Annotated in this window: 24 protein-coding genes; 18 read left to right on the forward strand and 6 right to left on the reverse strand. The window is 40.5% G+C overall.

Features of this window, described 5'->3' with window-relative positions; all coding sequences use genetic code 11:
• Positions 1-111: 111 nt before the first annotated feature.
• The 10 genes from HUU81_RS00950 to HUU81_RS00995 are packed head-to-tail and all read left to right on the forward strand — an operon-like array spanning position 112 to position 10724.
• Entirely contained in the window at positions 112-1386 is a 1275-nt protein-coding gene (locus HUU81_RS00950) for a glycosyltransferase (protein ID WP_199610386.1), read from the forward strand.
• 53 nt (positions 1387-1439) lie between these two features.
• Positions 1440-3188: an asparagine synthetase B family protein gene (locus tag HUU81_RS00955; RefSeq protein ID WP_233520551.1), complete on the forward strand. Its 1749-nt coding sequence runs from the start codon at positions 1440-1442 to the stop codon at positions 3186-3188.
• A 2-nt stretch (positions 3189-3190) separates the two neighbouring features.
• On the forward strand, positions 3191-4144 hold the full coding sequence (locus HUU81_RS00960) for a polysaccharide deacetylase family protein (protein WP_199610387.1): 954 nt from the start codon (positions 3191-3193) through the stop codon (positions 4142-4144).
• 29 nt (positions 4145-4173) lie between these two features.
• A complete protein-coding gene (locus HUU81_RS00965) occupies positions 4174-5322 on the forward strand; it encodes a carboxylate--amine ligase (RefSeq protein WP_199610389.1) in 1149 nt (382 codons plus the stop codon).
• Positions 5323-5328: 6 nt separating this feature from the next.
• A complete protein-coding gene (locus tag HUU81_RS00970) occupies positions 5329-6408 on the forward strand; it encodes a GNAT family N-acetyltransferase (RefSeq protein WP_199610390.1) in 1080 nt (359 codons plus the stop codon).
• Between the two features lie 47 nt (positions 6409-6455).
• Positions 6456-7142, forward strand: coding sequence for a tetratricopeptide repeat protein (locus tag HUU81_RS00975; RefSeq protein WP_199610391.1), 687 nt, complete (start codon positions 6456-6458; stop codon positions 7140-7142).
• Between the two features lie 18 nt (positions 7143-7160).
• Entirely contained in the window at positions 7161-8150 is a 990-nt protein-coding gene (locus HUU81_RS00980) for a right-handed parallel beta-helix repeat-containing protein (protein ID WP_199610392.1), read from the forward strand.
• A 17-nt stretch (positions 8151-8167) separates the two neighbouring features.
• Positions 8168-8971 carry an alpha/beta hydrolase family protein gene (locus HUU81_RS00985; RefSeq protein WP_199610393.1) on the forward strand — a complete coding sequence of 268 codons (804 nt, stop codon included), beginning with the start codon at positions 8168-8170 and terminating at the stop codon, positions 8969-8971.
• A complete protein-coding gene (locus HUU81_RS00990; RefSeq protein ID WP_199610394.1) occupies positions 8972-9799 on the forward strand; it encodes a hydrolase 1, exosortase A system-associated in 828 nt (275 codons plus the stop codon).
• A 55-nt stretch (positions 9800-9854) separates the two neighbouring features.
• Positions 9855-10724: a sulfotransferase family protein gene (locus HUU81_RS00995; RefSeq protein WP_199610395.1), complete on the forward strand. Its 870-nt coding sequence runs from the start codon at positions 9855-9857 to the stop codon at positions 10722-10724.
• Positions 10725-10806: 82 nt separating this feature from the next.
• Here HUU81_RS00995 and HUU81_RS01000 read toward each other — a convergent pair whose 3' ends face one another.
• Positions 10807-11556, reverse strand: coding sequence for a 3-deoxy-D-manno-octulosonic acid kinase (locus HUU81_RS01000; protein WP_199610397.1), 750 nt, complete (start codon positions 11554-11556; stop codon positions 10807-10809).
• Between the two features lie 239 nt (positions 11557-11795).
• Here HUU81_RS01000 and HUU81_RS01005 point away from each other — a divergent pair, with 239 nt between their 5' ends.
• The 6 genes from HUU81_RS01005 to gpsA all read left to right on the forward strand — a co-directional run bounded on the left by HUU81_RS01005 (position 11796) and on the right by gpsA (position 15939).
• Entirely contained in the window at positions 11796-12863 is a 1068-nt protein-coding gene (locus HUU81_RS01005; protein ID WP_199610399.1) for a glycosyltransferase family 9 protein, read from the forward strand.
• A 43-nt stretch (positions 12864-12906) separates the two neighbouring features.
• Positions 12907-13458: a D-glycero-beta-D-manno-heptose 1,7-bisphosphate 7-phosphatase gene (gmhB, locus tag HUU81_RS01010; protein ID WP_199610401.1), complete on the forward strand. Its 552-nt coding sequence runs from the start codon at positions 12907-12909 to the stop codon at positions 13456-13458.
• 225 nt (positions 13459-13683) lie between these two features.
• Positions 13684-14115: a rhodanese-like domain-containing protein gene (locus HUU81_RS01015; protein ID WP_199610402.1), complete on the forward strand. Its 432-nt coding sequence runs from the start codon at positions 13684-13686 to the stop codon at positions 14113-14115.
• Between the two features lie 9 nt (positions 14116-14124).
• Positions 14125-14382, forward strand: a complete 258-nt coding sequence (gene grxC / locus HUU81_RS01020; protein ID WP_199610403.1) for a glutaredoxin 3 — start codon at positions 14125-14127, stop codon at positions 14380-14382.
• 24 nt (positions 14383-14406) lie between these two features.
• Positions 14407-14910 carry a protein-export chaperone SecB gene (gene secB, locus HUU81_RS01025; protein WP_199610404.1) on the forward strand — a complete coding sequence of 168 codons (504 nt, stop codon included), beginning with the start codon at positions 14407-14409 and terminating at the stop codon, positions 14908-14910.
• 21 nt (positions 14911-14931) lie between these two features.
• Complete coding sequence (gpsA, locus tag HUU81_RS01030) at positions 14932-15939, forward strand: NAD(P)H-dependent glycerol-3-phosphate dehydrogenase (protein ID WP_199611925.1); 1008 nt, start codon at positions 14932-14934, stop codon at positions 15937-15939.
• 7 nt (positions 15940-15946) lie between these two features.
• Here gpsA and HUU81_RS01035 read toward each other — a convergent pair whose 3' ends face one another.
• The 4 genes from HUU81_RS01035 to trmL form a co-directional block, all read right to left on the reverse strand.
• Positions 15947-17077: a flavin-containing monooxygenase gene (locus tag HUU81_RS01035; RefSeq protein WP_199610405.1), complete on the reverse strand. Its 1131-nt coding sequence runs from the start codon at positions 17075-17077 to the stop codon at positions 15947-15949.
• Positions 17078-17115: 38 nt separating this feature from the next.
• Positions 17116-17661, reverse strand: coding sequence for an OsmC family protein (locus tag HUU81_RS01040; protein ID WP_199610406.1), 546 nt, complete (start codon positions 17659-17661; stop codon positions 17116-17118).
• Positions 17658-19118: a trans-sulfuration enzyme family protein gene (locus HUU81_RS01045; RefSeq protein WP_199610407.1), complete on the reverse strand. Its 1461-nt coding sequence runs from the start codon at positions 19116-19118 to the stop codon at positions 17658-17660. Before HUU81_RS01045 ends, HUU81_RS01040 begins: the two co-directional genes overlap by 4 nt.
• Positions 19119-19509: 391 nt before the next feature.
• Complete coding sequence (trmL, locus tag HUU81_RS01050) at positions 19510-19983, reverse strand: tRNA (uridine(34)/cytosine(34)/5-carboxymethylaminomethyluridine(34)-2'-O)-methyltransferase TrmL (protein WP_199610409.1); 474 nt, start codon at positions 19981-19983, stop codon at positions 19510-19512.
• A 106-nt stretch (positions 19984-20089) separates the two neighbouring features.
• Between trmL and HUU81_RS01055 the strand changes: the two genes are divergently transcribed.
• Entirely contained in the window at positions 20090-20977 is an 888-nt protein-coding gene (locus HUU81_RS01055; RefSeq protein ID WP_199610410.1) for a cation diffusion facilitator family transporter, read from the forward strand.
• Here the strand turns inward: HUU81_RS01055 and HUU81_RS01060 are convergent.
• Positions 20957-21955, reverse strand: coding sequence for an alpha/beta fold hydrolase (locus HUU81_RS01060; protein ID WP_199610411.1), 999 nt, complete (start codon positions 21953-21955; stop codon positions 20957-20959). The genes HUU81_RS01055 and HUU81_RS01060 overlap by 21 nt on opposite strands.
• A gap of 456 nt (positions 21956-22411) precedes the next feature.
• Here HUU81_RS01060 and HUU81_RS01065 point away from each other — a divergent pair, with 456 nt between their 5' ends.
• Entirely contained in the window at positions 22412-24190 is a 1779-nt protein-coding gene (locus HUU81_RS01065) for an acyl-CoA dehydrogenase C-terminal domain-containing protein (RefSeq protein ID WP_199610412.1), read from the forward strand.
• The last annotated feature ends 28 nt before the right edge of the window (positions 24191-24218 follow it).

Genomic DNA, 24218 nt, shown 5'->3' on the forward strand with positions numbered 1-24218 from the left:
TAAGTGACAAGTAAATGAAGAGTGATGATAATCGTTTCATTATGCAGATAGATTAGTTACCATGCAGGTTCGTCTCACTTATCTTTAATCATAACAACAAGTAAGTTAATTATGAAGAAGCCTGGTTCTGTACTTTACGTGGCCTACCACTATCCGCCCATTTTAGTAAGTAGTGGAGTGCATCGAACACTTGCTTTTACTCGCCACCTTGCCAATGCTGGTTGGGATGTAACGGTATTAACAGCCTCGGTTAAAGGATATGACAATTGGTCTGAAAAACAGTTTTCTCTTATTCCAAATGACATTAATGTGATTCGTGCTTTTTGCAGAAATACTGCGAAAAGCTTTAGCCTTTTTGGTAAATACAGTTATTGGATGGCACTACCTGATAACTGGCAAAGCTGGATAGTAGGTGGTGTGATTTCTGGCTTGAATCATATTCGAAAAAATAAACCAGATGTCATCGTCAGTACTTATCCCTTAGCGTCGGCAATGATCATTGGCTATATTCTTCATAAATTAACAGGAATACCTTGGGTGGCTGATTTTCGTGATCCCATGGCGCAAGAAAATTACCCTACTGATAAGCGCAAGAAAAAAATATTCCAATGGATAGAAAGTAAAATTATAAAACACTGCTCGTGTGCTTTTGTCACTGCACCCGGCGCGAAAGTGTTTTATGAAAACAAGTACCCACATGTTCCATCAGACTTCTGGAACGTAATTCCTAACGGCTACGATCATGAGTTAATGCAATTATTTAACGTTATTGCAGACGAGCACAGTAGTGATAAAAAAACCAGCGAAAGTGATGTTGCTAAAAAAATTACAATGCTACATAGCGGCGTGATTTATCCAAATGAACGTGACCCTTCTTTTTTATTCAAAGCAATCGCTAATTTACGAGCGCGAAGCCTCATCGACAAAGACAATTTCGAACTTAAATTAAGAGCGCCTGGCAATGAAAAGCTGATTCAAAACTTGGTAGATAAGGCAGGAGTTGATGAGTTGGTGTCGGTGTTATCACCCATTGATTATCAAAGTGCATTGACTGAGATGATGGAGTCGGATGTGTTGTTAGTGATGCAGGCTGATAATTGCGACTACCAAATTCCCGCGAAAACCTATGAATATATTTGTATGAAGAAGCCTATTTTAGGGCTAACATCAGAGCGTGGCGACACAGGCAAACTTTTGCTGCAAACAGGCCATGCGATGTTAGCTCCGCTGACAAATACAGATAAAATTCAGCAACGCTTAGAAGAACTATTGATAAGTGTAAAACAAAGTCAATTTAAGTTCTTAGAAAACAATGAAATATATAAATATTCCAGACAGTATCATGCAGGAATATTTCACGAACAACTGACTCAAATAGTTGAATAAGAATTACTGACTAGTGAAGTGTTCACCGGAAGAGAACGAAGATTGTACGGATTATGCTAAATAACGAAAGTAAAAGAAATGAAACCAAAGTACATGCTCACCAATTAGTTGGTGGGCTATCACTGCACTCAGCAGACGATGAGCTCGACATCGCTTTTGATGAAAAGGTTAAAGTTTGCATCAGTGGTCATTGCTATTTAAATGAACAGCAATATGATGCAAATGCATTACTTAATGCTTATCATCATGCAAATGACGAGTTGGCGCAGTTATGCAAAACGCTTTCAGGAAAGTTCTGGGTATTAATTAGCGACTCGTCAATTGGGACAGTATCTATATTTACTGACGTGATGGGTTTATCACCGTGTTATTACCATGTTAGTGGCAATCAACTCGTTGTTGATCGTTCTTTAAAATCACTGAAGTCATGCTTAACTGTTAAACCCACAATCTCTAATCAAGCGATTTTTAACTATTTATATTTCCATTGTATTCCTTCGCCAAATACGATTTACGATAATGTCTTCAAATTAGAGCCAGGAAAAATTTTATCGTTAAACGAACACAGCGAGCTTAATATTAAGCTATTTTATCAACCAACATTCGCAGAGAAAGCTGAAAAGCAGCGTATTCAGGAACTGCAAGAAAGTTGTTTAGACGTATTAAATAACAGTGTAAAAAAAGTCTTGTCAGATGACTGCGGTGCATTTTTAAGTGGTGGACTTGATAGCTCTACCGTAGCAGGCTTATTAGCTAAAAACGTTGACGATGCTAAAACATTTTCTATCGGATTTAACGAAAAAGAATACGATGAAACGGCATACGCAAAGATTACCGCTGAAAAGTTTGGCACAAATCACCATATTCATTGTTTAACAGCTGATCAGGCGATTGAAGAGTTTGTTAAGGTTGCGCAATATTTTGATGAGCCGTTCGGAAACTCTTCAGCAATGGCGACATATTTTTGCGCAAAATTCGCCAAAGAAAACGGTGTAAATACGCTGTTAGCGGGTGATGGTGGCGATGAAATTTTCGCTGGTAATACGCGTTACGCTAAGCAGAAACTGTTTGAATTTTATAATCTGTTACCTACTCCGTTGCAAAGCTTATCAAGCGGACTGTTTTATAATACGCCTCTTGCCAAATTACCAGTATTAAGCAAAGTCTCTAGCTATATTGCACAAGCAAAAGAGCCAATGCCAGCAAGGCTGGAGGGCTATAATTATGTTAATCGTATTGGTGTTGACAGCATGTTTAACCCTGAATTTTTAACGGGCGTAGATGTGTTGCAGCCAATTAAACAACAAGCTAGCCGCTACGATGACTGCACCAGCTCTAACATTGTCGATAAGATGTTGTACTTGGATTGGAAATTTACCTTAGCTGATAATGATTTAGTTAAGGTAAATAATATGTGTGATATGGCAGGGGTTGATGTTTACTATCCATTCTTAGACAAAACCGTTGTGGACTTTAGCTGCCAAGTGCCTGCCAGCGTTAAGCTTCCAGGCGGCAAACTGAGAGACTTTTACAAAAAATCATGTGAAGGATTCTTAGACGATAGAACGCTAACAAAAAGTAAGCATGGGTTTGGTCTTCCATTTGGCGTGTGGTTAAAAAGCGATCCTCGTTTAATTGACCTCACTCGTACAACGCTAGCCTCGTTTAAAAATAGAAAAATTGTTAGTGATAATTTGATTGATGAAACCTTAAAAGCACATGAACAAGTGCATGCTGGTTATTATGGTGAATTGATTTGGATTATGGTGGTTCTGGAACTTTGGTTACAGGAAAATGCGTAGCCATGCAGCTATTTCACTCGCTTCTTAAGCATGGCTCAGCGTTATTTGCAAAAGGCAAATTAAGTATTCTGATATACCACCAGGTACTCGAACAGCCTGACAATATGAGGCCAACCGAGCCTGATGCAGCGGTTTTTCGTTGGCAAATGTCGCTAGTAAAACGCTACTTCACGCCTTTATCGTTAACTGACGCGATTCAACATCTTAAAAATAACACGCTACCGAGCAATGCAATTTGCGTGACATTTGATGATGGCTATGAAAATAACCTTACTGTTGCCCAACCTATCTTAAATGAACTTGGCATACCTGCTACCGTATATGTAGCAACGGGTTTCAGCCAAGGTGAAAACATGTTTAATGATCGCATTATTGATTTAATTGGCGATCTAGCGAATAGTCAAATTGACTTAACATCAATTCGCCAAGGTGTGGTGGCGTTAGACTCATGGCAAGCCAGACGCGCTACAGCAACCTCTGTGATTAATGCGGTGAAATACTTGCCGATTGAGCAACGTAAGCAACTTATTAATCAGCTTTACCAAGATAATGGTAAAACGGAGTACCCAGCAAGAATGATGAGTGCGGAACAAGTGGCTGAACTGAGCGCACTTGGGGTTGAAATAGGCGCACATACTGTGGAGCATCCTATTTTAAAGTCGCTTAGTATTGAGCAGCAGCAGTGGCAAATTGAACATAGCCAGCATGAATTAGAAGCATGGATAAAAAAGCCCGTTAACCATTTTGCTTATCCTAATGGAAAATTTGGCGCTGATTATTCGTTAGACACTGTTAAATGTGTTAAGTCCTGCAATTTCCACTCTGCGGTTACTACTCATCGTGGTATATCCCAATCTGGAAGCGATTTGTTTCAGTTAAATCGTTTCACTCCTTGGGATAAGTCGCCATTAAAGTTTCATCTTAGGTTGGTGAGAAACCAACTTGGTTTGCTGTAAATAGCCAATAATTAAAATGGATGTACGCTTTGAAAAACGTAAAAGATAAATACGATCACCCAGCACTTGTTATCGGTCTTTGCTCACACGGTCTTGCAATATGTAGAGCGCTGCATAAAGAAGGTGTGCCTGTTTATGCCATTGAACGTGACTTCAAATTACCTGCAACACATACAAACACGGCAACTATTATAAAAGTTAGTCAAATTAATGATGACAGTTTGATTGATGAGCTAATTGCAATTAGACGAAAAGTACCGGGCAGTAAGAATCCCATTATTTTTCCTACTAACGATAAGATGGTTGGGATCATCGCAAAGCATTGGAAGCGTTTATCTGACTACTATTTATTAAGTTGGTCTGAATGTACTGAAACCGTTGGCAGATTGCAGCTTAAAAGTGAGCTGGAGGGAATTTGCCAAGCGCAAAACATTCATTTTCCACAGTCCTATCTTATTTCGCATGAAGATGAGCTTGTTAATACTGATAATCAGATCCAATATCCGCTAATTGTTAAGCCTGACGTACCAATGTCATCTTTTAAAGTTGCGTTGGTTAATGATAAAGCTGAGTTGCGTAAGTTAGTGCAAGATCACGCACAGTCTTTGCCTTTTATTTGCCAACAATGGATAGAAGGGGATGATACACGTTTAGTATTTTGTTCCATGTTCTTAATTGATGGCAAAGCGGTAAGTAGTTTCGTTGGAAGAAAGCTAGCGTCTTATCCTCCTACTTTAGGGCAGGGCATGATTATGGCGCCAACCACCGATGAAAATTTGTTGGCATTAAGTAATCGTTTCTTTGAGCAAACAAAATACACTGGGCCTGCATCATTAGAGTTTAAAATGGACAATGATGGCGAGTACTGGCTAATTGAGCCTAATATGGGGCGCACAGAGTATAGTGTGGAATGCGCTATCGCTAATGGCGTAAATCTATGTTTTGTAGAATATTTATACGAAATTAATAAAAGTGCTGATTTGCCAGTTTATCATCAGAACAATACACGCGTATGGTTGGATACTGAAAAAAGTGCCTTAATTTATTTGAAGCATGTTTTAAAGCATTCTAGTTTTAAAGTAGAAGATAAACGCCCTTGTTTTCCTTATATGGCTCTGCATGACATTAAACCATCCATATTTAGTCTTTATAAAACCGTTAAGCGAACGCTTCGATGAGCTTGTATGAAGACTGTTAGCCAATTAACGGAAACATATAAACTTTATATATTATATGATCTTGAGGCAGTGAAAAGTGCTTACGAGAATCTTGAGTTAGCTCAAGCGTCAGTTAATTTATTTGGACAATACGACTGGTATCAAAATTTCGTAACGTATGTTGTAGGATTAGAGCGTGAGCAAGCGGTATTTCTAGTGTTGGAAACCGCACCAAATAATGTGGTGGCCATTTTGCCTTTGAAAGAGTCGAAGAGCCGCCGCACACTCAGTTCGTTAACGAACTATTACTCAGCACTTTATGACGTTGTTTACAATGTAAAATTGCACTCAAGAAAAGAAGTGTTGTCTACTATTTTAATACTCGGCGAAGAATACTTTAAGCATTTTAGCTATATCCAATTAGAGTTATTGGAACCAGAAGTAGCCAAAGACTTCAGTTCAGCGTTTTTAACATCTTGGCTAAAAGGCATTAAGTACGTGAAAACGCAAAATTGGTTTTCGTTATTTAACACAAAAGAAGATTTTAGCTTATCTTGCTCAAAAAAATTAAGGAATACACTGCGTCGCAAATCGACAAAGCTTGAACGTGAGAAAGAGTATAGCTTTGAGATAGTTAAAAATGGTACAAGCGTACAAAAACTTTTATCCGAGTATCAAGAAATTTACTTAAAAAGCTGGAAAAAGTTAGAGCCATACCCCGGCTTTATTCCTGGCTTGGTGAATTACGGCGTTCCTAAAGATATGATAAGACTTGGGGTGCTATATGTTGAAGGTAAGGCGGTCGCGTCACAAATATGGTTAGTTGATAATGAGCATGCTTTTATTTATAAGCTAGCTTACGATAGTGAGTATGCTAAATATTCGCCGGGCACCCTATTAACTAATGAGATAGCTAACTATGTGATTGAATATGATGGTGTGTCAAAAATTGATTTTTTAACAGGGAATGATGCATACAAACAAGATTGGATGAATAATCAGCAACCTTTGTATAACTTGTGTTATTTTAATTTAAGAACGTGGTTTGGGCTGTGCATGTTTTTACGTGAAAAAGGTTCACAGCTAAAACAATTTGTATCTACATAAGTGAGTGCAAATATCGTATTTAACAGCAATGATTAGATAAGAGAATAATGATGAGATTTTTATTATTGTTGAGTGTCATGTTGGTGGCCACATTTAATGCGCAAGCGTTGAACTTTACGCCAACAGAAAAAGAGTGGAATACATGGGAACCTATGTGTCAGGCAAGATATGTGGTTTCAATGTCGGGTAAAAAAAGCTTATTCAAAGATAAAGTATCGCAACTTGAAGTAAGTAGATGGAAAGGCAAGTTGGGTCAAGGTGCATGGTATGGTCTTCACCACTTTTGTGCAGGACTAATCAAAGAGAAACGAGGTGATTTAGAAGGTGCCTTAAATGAATATCACTTTACTTATTATCGCATGCCAGAGAATCATACTTTGTACGCAAGAATAGGCGCATTAACGGGGAATTTGCTGTATAAAATGGGCAAAAAAGAGGAAGCAATTAAGATATTAGATCGCACAATCTCAATGCACCCTAATTACGATGGTGGTTATATTGTTAAAGCCATTATCGCCAGAAAAGAGCAAAAGCTTGAAGAGGCAGCAAGAATTTTAGATATGGGCAATAAAAACACCAATCAAACTTCTGCCGAGCTTAACTATCACCTTGGGTTGGCATATTTAGGCACAGGTGAAATAGCTAAAGCGAAAGAACATGCGAACAAAGCCAGTGAATTAGGCTATCCCTTAACAGGCTTGAGCAATGCAATTAAAAAAATGGAAGAGCATTAATAGGTGTTACGCTTTAACGTGAAGAAGCACTATATAGTATGGATGTGTTTATTTAGTTTGGTATATGTTCACGCTTCTTTTGCGCAGCAGCTCCAATCAGGGGCTATTTATTTAAATGATACACCTCAAGCCAGCTTACAAGACGCCTTAAGTAATGCGCGTGACGGTGATAGGATTAAACTGGGCAACGGGATCTTTCGTGACGGTGGCATATTAAATGCTAACTTCGTTACCATCACAGGCGGTTCTAACACTCATATCCGCAACTTTTCCGCCAAAGGGAAAGGGGCGCTAGTGATTAAAGGTAACGACACAACCATAGAAAATATTGAATGTTCAGGTGTTACCGTACCAGACAAAAACGGTGCTTGCATTCGCTTAGCGGGTCGCAACCTTAAGCTTAATAATGTGTACTTTCATGACAGTGAGCAAGGATTATTAACAGGTTCGAAACCGGGCAGTATTTATATTGAAAACAGTCGCTTTGAACGCTTAGGTAAAGCAGGCCGTGCGCATGGCGTTTATGTAGGTGGTGGAGAACTGTATATCAATAACAGTCACTTTCTTTCAGGTAAAGATGAAGGGCATGAAATTAAGTCTCGTGCTCGAAAAACCATGATCTATAACTCAACCATTGCCTCATTAACAGGTAAAGATAGCCGTTTGTTAGATATTTCTAACGGTGGCATTTTAGAAGTGAACAAGTGCGTGCTGGAGCAGGGTGATAATACCAGCAACTGGAATCTAATTGGGTTTGGTATGGAAGGGCTTAAATATAAAGAAAACTCAATTAAATTAAGCAATAACCTTATTCTACTTGACCGTGAACGTGGTAATAAACTCATTGCGACAAAAGGGAAAGCACCAAAAATAATGGTAAATAATAATGTCATTATTGGAAAATTAGCTGACGATAATTATAACGAATCCAATATTCGCTATCAGTCTCGTGATGAAGCTGGTGTTCAAGCATTTCCTAGTTTACTAACTGACAATAAAAATAATTAATAGTAGAGCGGTATAACATGTTACAAGGCCATTTTCTTCCTTCAATTCATGGCAATTTATTCGTTACCCAAATAGGCGATATAAGTGCTGATCAAGACACTGCAATACTTTGCTTACCGTCAATTGTAGAAGAGCTTAATTTAGCGCGTGCAGTAGTAGCCAAACAGGCGCATTACTTCGCCGCTAATCAAATACCTTGTTTTATATTAGATTACTTTGGAACGGGGGATAGTGCAGGTGAGTTTGAAGAGGCAACGTGTGACATTTGGCTAGATAATATTATCGAAACCGCACAGTGGCTAATGGCAGAGCACAATGTTAAGAAGATTATATTATGGGGTATTCGTTTTGGCGGATTACTCATGTTTGCGCATCAGCAAAAGCTGCACGACATATTACCTATTACACACCAACTTGTATGGAAGCCTATTACAAACGGTAAGCAATTTGCTGGACAATTCATTCGTATTAAGCAGTCGAATGCGATGATGAATAATACTGGCGAAAAAATTAATTGGCGTAATCAGGTATTAGCGGGCGAGCATGTTGAAATTGCGGGCTATCAGCTTACAGCGAATATGCTCAATTCAATAGAAGCATTAAAAGTGGACCAAACCTTAACGTTAGGTAGCCCGTTAGCTTGGTTGGATTTAGCCACTGAAGAGTTGGGGCCAGCAGTGGCACGTTATCAAGACAGTTGGCAAACACAACACGCAACGTTTAATACTTTAAAAACGGGGCCTTTTTGGCAGGTGCCAGAAATATTTGATGAGCCTGAACTCTATTCTTTATCTTATCAAGCAGTAAGTGGGGCGGTATAAATGACTGAGTTAGCCATAAGTATTCCGTTAGAAGAAAAGCAATTGATGGGTATTTTGCATCAAGCTGACGAACAGTCAGATACCGCGATGGTGCTAGTGGTGGGTGGTCCTCAATATCGTGTGGGTAGTCATCGTCAGTTTGTGCAATTGGCGCGCTATTTATATCAACATCAGATAAACGTATTGCGTTTTGACTATAGTGGCATGGGCGATAGCCAAGGTGATAAGAAAGAATTTGATAATGTATGCGATGACATTAAAGCAGCAATAGATAGTTTGCAGCAGCAATTACCACACGTGAAGAAAATTATTCTTTGGGGTTTATGTGATGCGGCATCAGCGATTCAGATTTATGCGAGTCAAGATGACCGCGTGATTGCACAAGTGTTATTAAATCCTTGGCTTAAAAGTACGACGGCACAAGGTAAAACCATGGTGAAGCATTATTATTTACAGCGGTTAATGTCGAAAGCGTTTTGGAAAAAGCTCATGACAGGCGGTGTGAATATCAAAGGCGGCATCAGTGAAGCGTCTTCCCATGTATCTCAAAGCATGAAAACCGAACAGGCAGCACAAGGCAGTTATCAAGATAGAATGCTAAAAGGCGCGAAAGCGTTTAAAGGCAATACTTGCTTAATTTTAAGCGGTAATGACTTAACCGCGAAAGAGTTTGAACAAAATGCGTCTATGAATAAAGAGTGGCAGCAGTATTTGGCGGCATCTTGCCAAATATTTCGTATTGCTGACGCTGATCATACTTTTTCAACACGACAATATAAAAGTGAAGTGGAACAAATAACATTAGACTTTATTAAGCAATTAGCTTAAATCGTGTTCCTTGGATAAGTGGTTAATAAAGTAATTTGGATGAGTTAAAGATTTAATGGCTATAGATAATTCGAAACAATACGCATTTATAATTGGTGCAGCCAAAACAGGCACCACATCAATTTCAGATATTTTAGCGCAGCATCCTGATATATGTTTATCTTTTCCAAAAGAAAGTGATTACTTTGCAAGGCATTATCACAAAGGTGAAGATTGGTATGATAGTCTGTTTCAAGGTAAGGTGCATAAGCTACGGTTGGATGCCTCAACGAGCTACAGTGCTGGTTTTGAAGGCAGCAGTGAAGCAATTGCAAAGCGCATTAAAGCGGCATGCCCTAACGCTAAGATGGTATATGTAGTAAGGGATCCACTTGAAAGAACGTGGTCGTCGTATTGGCATGCTAAACGCGCCGGATTTGAGTCTGATAGTTTTATGAATGCGATAAATCGTGCTGATAATTCACACATTGCAGGTAGCTTATATCATCAGCGAATGCAGGAGTACTTAGCTCATTTTCCAAAAGAAAACTTGTTGGTAGTAGCATTCAGTGACTTTAAACGTAACCCAAAGCAAGTCATTGATAGTATTATCAATCACCTGAATATGTCGCCATATTCATTCTCTGAGGAAGCTTACGCACAAAAATCGAATGCCTCGTTTAAATGGAAAGGGCCTTTTAGTGTGGTCAATTTATTACCTGCAAAAACACTGAAGAGCATGACGCTGCAGATTAAGAAGATTTTGCCAACAAGTGTGGTAAATAAGATGAAAGGTGCAGTGAGCGAACCTATACCCAAAATGACAGAAAATGAAGCTAATGCCACAAAAACAAAGCTAGCTGCAGATGTAGAATTGTTTTACCAATCTTTTAATGTTGACGTGCGTACCAGTCAGTGGTGGCACAGCCCTGATAACGATTTGTAGCACCGCAAACACGCTTTTGGCTATACAGCTAATAACCAGAATAGAGTTGTGAACACCGCAACTCTATTCTTATCACAAGTATCTAGTGGGCCGCTTGCTTCTTCGGTGTATTAATTACTTCATTATAGCCTTGCAGCAAAAAGTCCCAATCTTTTAGATGCCAGCGTAAATCCACGTTTTGGCGTTTTTCTTTTTCAAAAGAGCGTAGTAAACGTTTTAAGTTTTCTTGTTGCCAAGAGTGGCTCGGTTTTTTGATTTCACCTTTATCAAAATCAATTAACCAGCATTTATGCTCTTTATCTAACATGATGTTGTGAATGTTCAAGTCATCATGATAAACACCATTATTATGGAAGTCGGCGATCGTTCGTCCGATTTTAAGCCACATGCTTTTGTTGAGTGGATATTTGGATAAATACTGAAAAAGATCTTTCGCATTAGCAATACGCTCAATAATGAGATCGGCGCGATAAATGCAAAACCACTTCTTTTCGATACGAGCAGCAAGTGGCTTAGGTACTGGTAAGCCTATGTTACTCATCTCTTTCAGCATCGCAAATTCTTTAACTGCACGGCTGCGTTCTTCATCCATGCCTATGTACAAGTCTTTATTGAATTTTCCTATTAAGCCACCACGGTAGTAGTGACGTAATACAAATTCGTGCTCTTTAAAGCGGAAAAACCAAGTAATGGCACGGCCTTTTGACTTGCCTGAAATGGCCCCTTTCTTTTGCCAAAAACACGATGTAAACCATTTAGCATCGGGTAGGTAAGAAAACAAAGGGTTGTACACAATTACATCAGAGTCCGCTTCTATTTTTTCGTGTGTCACAATTAAGTTCTCAGTTTTGTTTATCGTTGGAAATGTTGGTTACAAATAAATACCTGAAAGGATATCAAATCGACCATAGTTACATAGTACAAAAATTAAACGAATCGGGCAATTTTTTTTATAGTTTTACGACCAATATGATTTTCCCTTTTTTGCAAGATTGTAATGATACATTAACTTTCCATGGTTGATCAGATAAGATGTGGCACTTTTAATCAACCTTATTGTGCGAGGTCAGCTTGTTTGAATCATCACCTAAATCTATTTGTATTTTAAGACTTTCTGCTATTGGTGATGTGTGTCACGCGGTGTCTACTGTGCAAGCAATTCAACGGTGTTATCCCGAAGCCAGTATTACATGGATAATCGGTAAAGTTGAAGCTGCGTTGTTAGCTGGTTTGCCGGGTGTAGAATTTGTTATTTTTGATAAAAAGCAAGGTAAACAAGCATATAAACAATTAATGCAAGACATGAAGGGAAGGCTGTTTGACGTATTATTGCATATGCAAGTGGCTTTTCGTGCGAATTTAGCGGCTCATTTTATTCCAGCCCGTACAAAGCTAGGGTTTGACAAAGCTCGTTCAAAAGAATTGCACAGTGTGTTCATTAATCAACGAATAAAAGCTCAAACTGCGCCCCATGTACTGGATGGCTTCCGTGCTTTTGCCAGTGCGATAGGTGTGCCTGAATCAGCTCCCAGTTGGCAAATGCCGTTAAGTGATGATGATATAAGCTTTGCTCAGCAAGTTATTCCTAACCATAAACCAACCTTAATAATTTCACCTGCGGCCAGCAAGGCTGAGCGCAACTGGCTGCCAGAGCGCTATGCTGCGGTTGCTGAGTACGCTAGTAGCAAAGGGTTTGACGTTCTATTGTGTGGCGGCCCAGCAAAATTAGACCGCGCACTTGGTGATGACATTTTACGCCATGCACAATGCAACATAACCGATTACATAGGTAAAACCTCGCTGAAGCAAATGTTGGCATTGCTTGGCAGAGCATCACTGGTGCTTGCACCTGACACAGGCCCAGCGCACATGGCGGTTACGCAAGGTACGCCAGTGATTGGCTTGTACGCTCATAGTAACCCCGACAGAACCGGGCCTTATCATTATCGTGATTATGTATGTGAGGTGTATTTTAAAAATTTGCAAACACTAACAGGAAAAACCGCAGAGCAGCACAAGCCGGGTAAGCGAATCAAAGGGGCTGAATTGATGGCACAGATTGACGTAGAGCAGGTTATTCAAACATTTGATCGGGCGGTTAATGAGCTACAACTAGGTGCGAATGAATCTCTGGACTAAACTGATTGATGTATAAATTTCAAAAGATGATGAGGAATAATCCATGAAGCAAAAAGCTTTATTTCTAGATCGCGATGGCGTCATTAATCACGAAAAAGAATATGTGTATAAAATTGCAGATTTTCAGTTTATTGATGGTGTATTTGATGTCTGTGCGCAATATAAAGCAGCGGGCTTTAAAATCATTGTGGTGACCAATCAATCAGGTATTGGTCGAGGTTATTACTCTGAGGCTGACTTTCAAAAGTTAACAGTTTGGATGAATCAACAGTTTGCGCAAAACTTTATTGATATTGATGGTGTCTATTTTTGCCCTCATCATCCCACTGATGCATTACCGCCATACCAGAAAATTTGCCAATGCCGTAAACCTAAGCCCGGCATGCTCCTCCAAGCTATTGAAGAGCATGATATTGATCCTCAACAATCAATCATGTTTGGCGACAAGGAAGCAGATATCGAAGCGGCAATTGCAGCAGATATAGGCCATAAAGTATTAGTGAGAAGTGGCCATGCAGTCAGTGATTCAGCGGTAAAAATTGCTGACAAAGTGGTAGATAGCCTGACGTTTATTAATGAATTTACTCACTGTTAATGTGGCGTAGCAGTGAGATAGCCAGCCTTAACGTTATTCACTCAACCCCGTCGTATTTTTAGCCTATAGTTATGATCATTTTTGACTTTGGGCTAGCATCTTTTTTCTTTATATGTATACTTTAGCGCTTAATTTTAAATCGGTGTATCGCTGATTTACATTGAGCTTAAGCCGAATTTAGGTGTTAAGTATCTGGAAATTTACAAAAAAGGTTTAGTAGCCGTTATGGAACAATTTATCGAATTTATCGGTAATCATTATATTTTAAGTATTATTTGGGTCGTTCTGTTTTTTTCTGTGCTATTTAGCTGGATAAAAGGTAAATTTTCGCAGATCTCTGCGGTAAGTACACAGCAGTTGACATTGTTGGTTAACAAAGAAGATGGTGTTGTGGTAGACATTCGCTCTGCGGATGAATTCAAAAAAGGCCATATTGCAGGTGCAAAACACGTACCTCTAACTAAAATTCAGCAAAATGAATTAGCTAAGCTTGAAAACCACAAATCTAACCCCATCATTGTCGTATGCAACGCTGGAATGTCTGCAGCAGGCGCTGCAAATACATTATTTAAAACGGGCTTTACTAATGTGCATTTATTACAAGGCGGTATGAACGCTTGGATAAATGCAGGTTTGCCTGTAGCCAAAAAGAAGTAAGAGGTTTTTATGGCTGACGTAACTATTTATACAAAAGTATATTGTCCTTATTGTGTTCGTGCAAAAGCATTGCTTGATCAGAAGGGAGTGACTTATACCGAGTTTAAAATCGACGAGCAGCCTGAGCTTCGCACCGAAATGATTGAAAAGGCTAATGGTGGGTATACCGTGCCGCAGATTTTCATTAATGACCAACATATTGGTGGTTGTGATGATATGCTCGCATTAGAAAATCAAAATAAATTAGACCCATTATTGGTCGCATAATTAACCATATTTAAAGGAAGTATCATGACTGATCAAGCAAACACAAACGCTGCTGCTCAAGAAGAGCAAGCAAACCCTCAATTCGCTATTCAACGCATCTATGCAAAAGATATTTCTTTTGAAACACCTAAGTCTCCAGACGTGTTCAAAATGGAATGGAAACCAGAAGTAAAAATGGACTTAGACACTAAGAGCAGCAAGCTAGAAGATGGCGTGTTCGAAGTAGTACTTTCATTAACAGTAACGACGAAAGTTGGCGACACAACTGCGTTTTTATGTGAAGTAAGCCAAGCTGGTATTTTCACTATTGCTGAAATGCAAGATCAACAACTTGCTCATATGCTAGGCGCTTACTGCCCTAACATCCTTTTCCCGTATGCACGTGAAACGGTATCTAACTTAGTTAACCGTGGTACTTTCCCGCAGTTAAACCTTTCACCAGTTAATTTTGACGCATTATTCATGCAAGCTATGCAACAGCGTCAAGCACAAGCTGAAGCAGCTCAAAAAGAGCAAGCAGACGCTTAATTAAAAAGTGAACAATACATGCTGAATTCTGCAAAAGTTGCAGTCACAGTATTAGGGGCGGGATCGTATGGTACCGCCCTTGCTTTATGTGTGGCACGCAACGGACATGAAACCCTTTTATGGGGGCGCGACAAATCGCAAATAGACGCAATGTCGCAGCAACGTAGTAACCAAAAATACCTTCCTGATGTTACCTTTCCTGAAACGCTAAGATTAGAATCTGATTTAGTGACTGCTGTTAAAGCCAGTGATGTAGTACTTGTTGTCGTACCAAGTCATGCGTTTGACGATATGCTCATTCAAATCAAGCCGCATTTAAGGGAAAACGCAAAAGTAGCTTGGGCAACCAAAGGGCTAGAGCCTGAAACAGGCCGGTTATTACAAGATGTCGCCATTGATATTTTGGGCGACTCAATCTCGTTAGCGGTTTTGTCTGGTCCTACATTCGCAAAAGAGATGGCGATAGGGCTACCAACGGCTATTTCAATGTCGTCAACAGACCAAGATTTTATCAATCACTTATCTGATTTATTTCACTGTGAGCGTTCATTTAGAGTGTATACCAATGACGATTTTATTGGTGTGCAGTTAGGTGGCGCAGTGAAGAATGTGATTGCCATTGGTGCGGGTATGGCTGATGGTATTGGTTTTGGGGCGAATGCACGAACCGCCTTAATTACTCGCGGGCTTGCTGAGTTATGCCGCTTAGGCTGCGCAATGGGCGCTAAGCGTGAAAGCTTTATGGGCATGGCCGGATTAGGTGATTTGGTACTTACATGTACTGACAACCAATCACGTAACCGTCGTTTTGGCTTAGCATTAGGACAAGGTAAAGACGTAGATACAGCAATGGCCGATATTGGTCAAGTGGTTGAAGGTTATCGCAATACTAAAGAGGTCTTTAACTTAGCCAGCCGTGTAGGCGTTGAAATGCCAATTACTGATCAAATTTATCAGGTGCTATATCAAGGTAAAAACCCGCAAGAAGCAGCTATGGCGTTGCTAGGCAGGGATCGTAAAGCGGAATAATTCCGCTTTATGTTTTTACCGTCGTCGCGGTTAATTCACAATTTATAGCAGGCGAAGGGGCTGGCTTATTCAACAGTACTTGCTGTAAGTAATCAGCATCTTTTTGTACGCCCCCTAATGTGGCAGAACCACGTGTATACATCCATGGCAAACCAATAAAATACAAACCTTCTGTTGTGCTTACGCCACGGTAATTAGCAGGATAACCTTCACCGTCTAATTCAATATCTTTCAACCAAGTAAAGTCAGGTCGATAACCAGTAGCCCATACAATATTCTTTATGCCAGCAATATTCGCTTTTTCGAATTGTATTTCAGATAGATTCGCGTCAAGGGTTTTACCCACACACGTTATATTCTGCTTGGCTAATAATGCCTTTACGTTAGTGCCGATAACAGGCTGCATACGCTTGCTTAACTGTTTACCAAGCCATGAGTATTTAGTAACAGACAGTACGCCTAGCTTGTCAAACCACCACCACAATGTTTTCCCCAAAAATTGTTGAGGAATAGAGTGGCAGTCGGTTTTACCAGAAAAGTAAATGTTATCATTCGGTTTGGCATCAGAGATTTCATGTAAAATTTGAAAACCTGAGTCGCCAGCACCTACAACCAAAGTATCCCCAGCAGCGAGTTGGTTAGGGTTACGATAATCTTTGCTGTGCAATTGCACGACACTTTCATCAATGTTGCTATGGCAGGGCGGTATAAAAGGCGTGTGGAATGGACCTGTTGCAACGATGACTCTGTCGGCTTGGTAGGTAATGGCTTCGTCTGATGAGGATGCATCTGCATAGCTTTCACATGATAACGTGAAACCGTCTTGATCTTTTTGTAGGCGATGTACCTTTGTATTAAGTGTTATGGGAAGGTCGTAGTGCCTTACATATTGCTTAAAGTACTTAGCAACATCATGCTTATCTGGATAGTGACCATCTGCCGCAGGAAATTGCATGCCAGGTAAATGGTTAAACTCGGTCGGAGTGAACAACGTTAATGAGTCCCAGCGTTTAAGCCAGGCTGCACCTATTTCGCTAGCGGCGTCTAGCATCATGAAGTTAGCGTTCATTTGTTTAAGATGATAAGCCATCGCTAACCCTGCTTGACCCGCACCGATTATAATATAGTCGTACTTCATTTTTGTTCCTGGTAATTTACGTGCAGTATTGGAATAAATTAGTGTTTGTGAACGGTTAATTCGCCACAGACTTCTACACCATTCATCATCGACATAGCATTTGGGCTATGCGCGACAGCTTGCTTTCGCAGTAACTCAAACTGTTCATCAGTACCAGTACCAGATACATCAATTTGATAATTTATGCGTTTAAAACCAACAGATGCGCAACTGTCTACGCCTAAAAATCCGGCTAAATTTAATTCGCCCTGAACGGTAACCTTGAGTGACTCAAGCTGAATTTCCATAATTGAAGCACCCACGGTAAAGCCGACTAGGATACAGGCGCCAAGCCCTGATAACAAATATTCTTGCGGATTAGGTGCATGATTGCTGCCCATTAACTGCCTAGGTTCGTCGATGGTCCATTCGAAGTCTCGACTGACCACATGTGGGCCCACGGCCATAGGGAGTGCTTTGGCTCGAGAACGGGTACCACTTTCCCAATTTAACTCAACACCATATTGCACCACGCCTTCTTCAGGTAACGCTTTGACTTCGTTTGTAAATTCACTTAATGCAGAAAGAGGAATACTGTTTCTCATGATTGACTAACTCCATTTAAATTATTTTCTCGATGATCCGCAGTCGCTGGATTGGTTTGTTGCGTGGTAATTAACGACAATGCCGTTGCAAAGTCTGCAATCAAATCTTCTGGATCTTCAATCCCCACAGAGAGACGCACACAACCAGGGTTAATGCCCATATTTTTGCGTTGGTTGGCGGTAAAGCCAGCTTGAGAAGTATTAAAGGGCAAACTGATTAACGATTCAACGCCACCTAGGCTAGTTGCTTCTTTTGGAATGGATAAATGTTTTACTAATTGTAATGCGGCCTGATCACCGCCAGTGAGTTCAAATGTGATCATCCCTGTGCCTGTTTTTAAAATACGCTTTGCCAGTGAGTAGTCAGGGTAACTAGGCAGTTTGGGATAAATGACTCGCTTAACTTTTGGATGAGCTTCTAAGTATTGTGCTAATGCAAATGCGCTTTTTTCATGGGCTTGCATTCTAATGGGTAAGGTTTTTAAACCCCGCTCTAATAAAAATGCAGCATGAGGATCCATCGAGCCACCGTACGTCAGCATTCGAGGCCACACCATATCAACCAGCTTACGACTGCCCATTACGCAACCCGCAATTAGATCACTATGACCATTTAGATACTTTGAAGCAGAGTGAACAACTAAATCGGCTCCTAATGCTAAGGACTTTAAGCCGATAGGTGTGACAAACGTGGCATCAATAATCAAACGAATACGGTTACGTTTGGCGATATCCGCTAAACGCTCAATATCAATTAACTTTAGCAAGGGGTTAGTGAGCGCTTCAAAAAACATGAGTTGAGTATTTGGTTTGATAGCAGCTTCAATCGCTGTGTAATCGCGAGGATTTACATAGCTCGCACTCATACCAAAAGAAGGAAATTCGTAATTGAATAGATTGTAGGTGCCACCATAAAGCTCGTTAGAAGCAATAATATGGGCACCACGATCAACTAAAGCCATAACCGAGGCCGTAATCGCCGCCATCCCTGAGCTAAAGACCAACGCGGACTCTGCATTTTCTAATGCTGCAAGCTTGTTTTGCACCGCCCATAATGTGGGATTGCCGTACCGGGTGTAGATAAACCGATCACGGGCATGCCCTTCATCGATAGATTGGTATTGTTCTTCTCCCAGTAAAAACGTTGAGCTTTGATAGATTGGCGTGCCCACTGCGCCTGAGGCAACATCATCAAAAGAGCCAGCATGCACAGCGCGCGTGGCATCTTTGTAATGTTGCCAGGGGGCTTCTACATCGGTTTGATGAGCAGACGACTCGGTATTTTTTCTGGGGAACATTGGTCCACTCACCCGAGAGCGTGTGAGATCGTTTGCCCATTTACTGGCATTGGTATTAATCGTATTGGTAGCTTCAGTTGTTGAAGACGGCTTATTACCGTTTTGCGTTAAGCTACTATGACTGGCGTGATCGCCTTTTATAATTTTTTTTATCGTCATAATAATTTTTCCAAACACATTTATAGGCATACTAAAAGCACTTTCTGTGATTGTCTATACTTCACTCAAATAATGCGAGCCCAGTAAGAACGGGGTGTTTAGACGTATGGAGGTAGGCGTTTTAGACGTTCAGCAGTGCGGCGGGATAGCCGGATTTTGCAGCGGTTTTTAAGTGATAATCCGATAAATATGATGAACGCCGAAGAGACAGGGGGTGATAAATTGAATAAAACATGTCGGAAAATATACAGAAATGGCGTGAAAATTCCCCTTCTGAAGGGATCTCACAAGAAGGTAAAACCCGAAGGTTTGAAAGGCTGGCTGTGATGAATCATGTGCCAGTCTTTAGTCGTCAAACAAACCTTCGCAAATTTATGTTACACAGCGAGTGTTAATCAGGTAGGTTTGCACCAGCATAGTCTAGTTGACGCCAAGACTCGTAAACAAATACTGACACTGCGTTTGATAAGTTCATACTGCGACTGTTTGGTAACATTGGAATTCGCACTCGTTGTTCTTCGGGTAGCCCGAAAATAATATCTTCAGGTAAGCCTCGTGTTTCAGGGCCAAACATTAAAACATCACCTGATTGATATTGAACATCAGAATGATGGCGTTTACCTTTGGTAGTGCATGCAAAAATGCGTTTGGGTTGTACCGCATCTAAAAATGCCTGATAGCTTTCATGACGAGTAACATGCGTCATCTCGTGGTAGTCAAGACCAGCACGTTTTAATTTTTTATCTTCTAAATCGAAGCCCAGTGGTTCAATTAAATGTAAGTGAAAACCTGTATTGGCACATAAACGAATAATATTTCCAGTATTCGGTGGGATTTCTGGTTGATACAGTACAATGTCTAACATTTAAATTTATCTCATGGTTGTGGAGGCAGAATTCTAGCAAATCTGGTACTCTTTGCCCATAAAGCCGCTCAATTCAATCACTCAATATTTAAGCAGGTTTACCCTTATGCCGAAGGCCACAGCTGAGTATTCATCACTAGTAAAAGCCGCAAGTTGGGCTCCCATTGTGGTCGCTGCAATATTAATCGTGACCAAGTTATATGCATGGACGATCACAGGTTCGGCAAGCTTGTTAGCGTCACTTACTGACTCATTACTTGACGTGGCTGCCTCAACCATTAACTTTTTTGTGATCCGTTATGCCTTAATGCCAGCAGATGACGAGCATCGCTTTGGGCATGGTAAAGCAGAGTCATTAGCTGGGCTGGCGCAATCTGCGTTTATTTGTGGCTCGTCAATTTTACTTATTTTTCATAGTATTGACCGCCTTCTTAATCCGCACAATGTGCAGCATATTGATATTGGCTATGTTGTTACAGGCTTGGCAATTGGCTTAACCGCGATGCTGGTTATCTTTCAAACTTGGGTTGTGAGGAAAACTCAGTCTATAGCAATAAAAGCTGATTCGTTACACTACAAAGGTGACTTATTAATGAACGTTGCAATTATGCTAGCGTTGTTTTTAACTAGCATGGGCTATCAACAGGCAGATGCGATATTTGCGATATTGATCGCTATTTATATGATGAGCAGTGCATGGGAAGTTGCACGAGAAAGCAGCCAGCACTTAATGGATCGTGAGCTACCTGAAGCAGAGCAACAGCAAATTATGGCCATTGTAGTTGCTCAAGAGGGGGTGCACGGTGCACATGATTTGCGTACCCGACAAGCTGGGCAAATAAAGTTTGTGCAATTACACCTTGAATTGGACGATAGTTTAACCTTGTATGAAGCACACCGTATTGCAGATAAAGTGGAAGATGCCATTGACGAGGCATTCGATAATGTTGATGTGCTTATCCATCAAGATCCGTTATCTGTGGTTAGAAAATAGCGCTAATATAGAGGATAACGCAGGCGTTCTAATGTTATCTTTTTCAAACAATATTTCATGCTTAGCATGTTCATAAGTGGTTAGTGAAATAGGCGCGTGGTGCGGGTTGTGCTGAACGCGTTTTACAAAGGCATGTTGTGCTGAGTTGTCGACTACAATGTCTTGACTGGCTTGTAGTACAATTGCCGGCGTTTTGAAATCGTCAGCATGAAAGAAAATTCGTTCCATACCTGTTAATGCCGCTTTTAGCCAATGAGTAGTAACCCCACCTAGTTTTGCTTCAGGGTAGGTTTCATATAATTCCCGGAACCATTGATAGCGAGGCTCACTATGCGTTAAAGGGTTTAGCATAAATGGCACATTATGATAATTCATTTGCCCCATAAAATAGGCAGGTGGACGGTGCAACAAACGATTTATGTTATGACTAAGTGCCAATAACCCTTTGGCAAGACTAAGAGGAAGTTTACCAGTATAAATGCCATACATTGGCGAACATAGCGCGGCCGCTTTAATCAATTGCTGGGCGGTTTTACGTTGCATGTAACGTGTTGCAATGGCGCTACCCATTGAGTGGGCCAGAATATATAAAGGGGTGTTTGTTTGCTTCACAATCACCTCTTCAATAAAAAAAGCAAAGTCTCTTACATAATAATTAAAGCTTTCTACATAGCCTTTTTCAGCATGTTCAATAAGCCGCTTGGAAAAGCCTTGGCCACGATGATCGATCACATACACATTATAATTTTGAGTATATAAATCATACATGAGCTCTTGGTACTTAATATAACCCTCAATTCGACCCGGTGAAACGACGATGGTGCCTACTGGGTTGTCACATAAACAAAAACAGTAGCGAATAACTGCGTTATTTTCACCAATGAAATAGTCTTGCTGAACCGTATCCTGCCAAAAAGGCACGATGTGTTCTTGCAAAAACGTGTCGAAAGTCTCTTCTTTGTCGAATGAAATTGTCATCTTCTTAAACATATAAAAATGATTCATAGCAGTATAACGACAATCGGTCTTGCTGACTAACTAAAGTTAGATTTACCAGTAAGCAAATAATACATATATGCATTAAAAATCAATAAGTTTGCATTTAAAGTTTGCCTTTTTGCACTAAAGTTTTATTAATTGACGCTTTAACTATTACTTGATCTTTAGAGGATAACACGTATATTCAAACAACCGTTTGAAATAGCGCTTTATGCAAAATTTGACGATACTTATTTCAACTAATTAATAGATTTTTTCGTACGTTTGGCAAATAAGGCGTGTTGTTCAGCACTTGGGCTACCTTGAGTTACTAAAGTATGAACTAAACTGAGTGGCTAATGCGTACTCGTACATTGAGTGGGTGTAGTAGCATGCTGTAATTGTTTGCGTAGAATGCTGCACCTGCAACAAGAATTTTTAAAGAGGATCACTAACGTGAGTGAATATCAGGCTCCAACTAAAGATATTAGTTTTGTATTATTTGACGTTTTAGAAGCAGATAAATATTGGCAATCCAATCCGCAATTGGCAGAGACGGTTGATAAAGAAACCGCTCAAGCCATTATTGAAGAAGGCGCCAAAATTACCTCAGAAGTGATTGCTCCGCTACAGTCATCGGCTGATGAAGAAGGCGTTACATTTAATGCCGGTGAAGTAACTACGCCAAAAGGGTTCAAACAAGCATTTGATACGTACGCTGAAGGTGGCTGGATAGGATTAAATGGTGACGTAGAATATGGCGGCATGGGCATGCCAAAAGCCATTGGTGTTGCAACCGACGAAATGATGTGTGCAGCGGATGTTGGCTTTTCTTTATACCCAGGTTTGACCGCTGGTGCTTGTCTTAGTATTTTGCACCACGCCAGTGAAGAATTAAAAGCGTTATATTTACCAAAAATGTACAGCGGTGAATGGTGCGGCTCTATGTGCTTAACGGAACCACACAGTGGAACGGACCTAGGTGTAATGCGCACCCAAGCAGTACCAAATGACGACGGTAGCTACAGCATTACGGGTACTAAAATCTTTATCTCAGCGGGCGAGCATGATTTATCTGACAACATCGTGCATTTAGTATTAGCAAAACTACCAGATGCACCAGCAGGCTCACGCGGTATTTCACTATTCATCGTATCTAAGTTCAATGTAGATGCAGAAGGCAATCTTGGCGAACGTAACCCTGTAACCTGTGGTTCGATAGAACATAAAATGGGGATCCACTCTTCAGCTACGTGCGTTATGAACTTTGATGGCGCTAAAGGTTACTTAGTCGGTGAAGTTAACAAAGGTCTAGCTGCAATGTTCACTATGATGAACTACGAGCGCTTAGCGGTAGGAAATCAGGGCTTAGGTTGTGCTGAACGCTCGTACCAGAATGCACTGGCTTATGCTAAAGACCGAGTACAAGGTAAAGGCAAAGAAAAATCTGATGCACAAGCCGACCCGATTATTGTGCACGCAGATGTGCGCAGAATGTTATTAAATATGAAATCGCTTATTGAAGCGGGGCGCGCATTCAGTAACTATGTTGCTATTCAATTGGATAAATCTAAATTTGAAGAAGACGAAACTGAAAAACTAAAAGCCGATGGGTTAGCTCAGTTATTAACGCCCATTGCTAAAGCGTTTGAAACGGATATGGGATTAGACATTTGCGTATTGGGCCAACAAATTTTAGGTGGCCATGGTTACGTAACTGAGTGGGGAATGGAACAGTTAGTGCGTGACGTTCGCATAGCGCAAATCTATGAAGGCACTAACGGGATCCAAGCACTCGATTTAATGGGCAGAAAGGTAGCAGCAAATCGCGGCCAGAATCTAACGGTACTACTAACCGAAATCAGCGAGTACGCACAAGAAGTGATGCCTCAAGAAGGCATGAGCGCAATGGCTACTGAAATTTTACGTTTAACCCAAGAAGTGGGTGAGGTTTCGAAAGGGATTTTAGCGCGTGCAGCAAATAATAGTGATGAAATTGGCGCGGCATCTGCCGATTACCTTCACTTGCTGGGCTACCTAATGTACGGTTATATGTGGTTGAAAATGGCAAGCACAGCCAAACAAAAAATGGCAGAAGATGAGTCATTTATGAGTGCGAAGGTTAAAACGGCACATTACTATTTTGCGAAAGTGTTACCAAGAGTGAAGGGCTTAATTGCTAAAATTGAAGCTGGTAGTGACACATTATATGAGTTAGATGTAGAACAGTTCTAAGCTGACATGCTAGTTAACCCCAACTCGG

This window comes from Flocculibacter collagenilyticus, assembly GCF_016469335.1.
Lineage (GTDB): Bacteria > Pseudomonadota > Gammaproteobacteria > Enterobacterales > Alteromonadaceae > Flocculibacter > Flocculibacter collagenilyticus.

Bases quoted from the DNA above. Each gene is read 5' to 3' on its own strand.
- HUU81_RS00950 (WP_199610386.1), top strand. From the start codon at position 112: ATGAAGAAGCCTGGTTCTGTACTTTACGTGGCCTACCACTATCCGCCC.
- HUU81_RS00955 (WP_233520551.1), top strand. From the start codon at position 1,440: ATGCTAAATAACGAAAGTAAAAGAAATGAAACCAAAGTACATGCTCAC.
- HUU81_RS00960 (WP_199610387.1), top strand. From the start codon at position 3,191: ATGCAGCTATTTCACTCGCTTCTTAAGCATGGCTCAGCGTTATTTGCA.
- HUU81_RS00970 (WP_199610390.1), top strand. From the start codon at position 5,329: ATGAAGACTGTTAGCCAATTAACGGAAACATATAAACTTTATATATTA.
- HUU81_RS00975 (WP_199610391.1), top strand. From the start codon at position 6,456: ATGATGAGATTTTTATTATTGTTGAGTGTCATGTTGGTGGCCACATTT.
- HUU81_RS00985 (WP_199610393.1), top strand. From the start codon at position 8,168: ATGTTACAAGGCCATTTTCTTCCTTCAATTCATGGCAATTTATTCGTT.
- HUU81_RS00990 (WP_199610394.1), top strand. From the start codon at position 8,972: ATGACTGAGTTAGCCATAAGTATTCCGTTAGAAGAAAAGCAATTGATG.
- HUU81_RS00995 (WP_199610395.1), top strand. From the start codon at position 9,855: ATGGCTATAGATAATTCGAAACAATACGCATTTATAATTGGTGCAGCC.
- gmhB (WP_199610401.1), top strand. From the start codon at position 12,907: ATGAAGCAAAAAGCTTTATTTCTAGATCGCGATGGCGTCATTAATCAC.
- HUU81_RS01015 (WP_199610402.1), top strand. From the start codon at position 13,684: ATGGAACAATTTATCGAATTTATCGGTAATCATTATATTTTAAGTATT.
- grxC (WP_199610403.1), top strand. From the start codon at position 14,125: ATGGCTGACGTAACTATTTATACAAAAGTATATTGTCCTTATTGTGTT.
- secB (WP_199610404.1), top strand. From the start codon at position 14,407: ATGACTGATCAAGCAAACACAAACGCTGCTGCTCAAGAAGAGCAAGCA.
- HUU81_RS01035 (WP_199610405.1), bottom strand. From the start codon at position 17,077: ATGAAGTACGACTATATTATAATCGGTGCGGGTCAAGCAGGGTTAGCG.
- HUU81_RS01040 (WP_199610406.1), bottom strand. From the start codon at position 17,661: ATGAGAAACAGTATTCCTCTTTCTGCATTAAGTGAATTTACAAACGAA.
- HUU81_RS01045 (WP_199610407.1), bottom strand. From the start codon at position 19,118: ATGACGATAAAAAAAATTATAAAAGGCGATCACGCCAGTCATAGTAGC.
- trmL (WP_199610409.1), bottom strand. From the start codon at position 19,983: ATGTTAGACATTGTACTGTATCAACCAGAAATCCCACCGAATACTGGA.
- HUU81_RS01055 (WP_199610410.1), top strand. From the start codon at position 20,090: ATGCCGAAGGCCACAGCTGAGTATTCATCACTAGTAAAAGCCGCAAGT.
- HUU81_RS01060 (WP_199610411.1), bottom strand. From the start codon at position 21,955: ATGACAATTTCATTCGACAAAGAAGAGACTTTCGACACGTTTTTGCAA.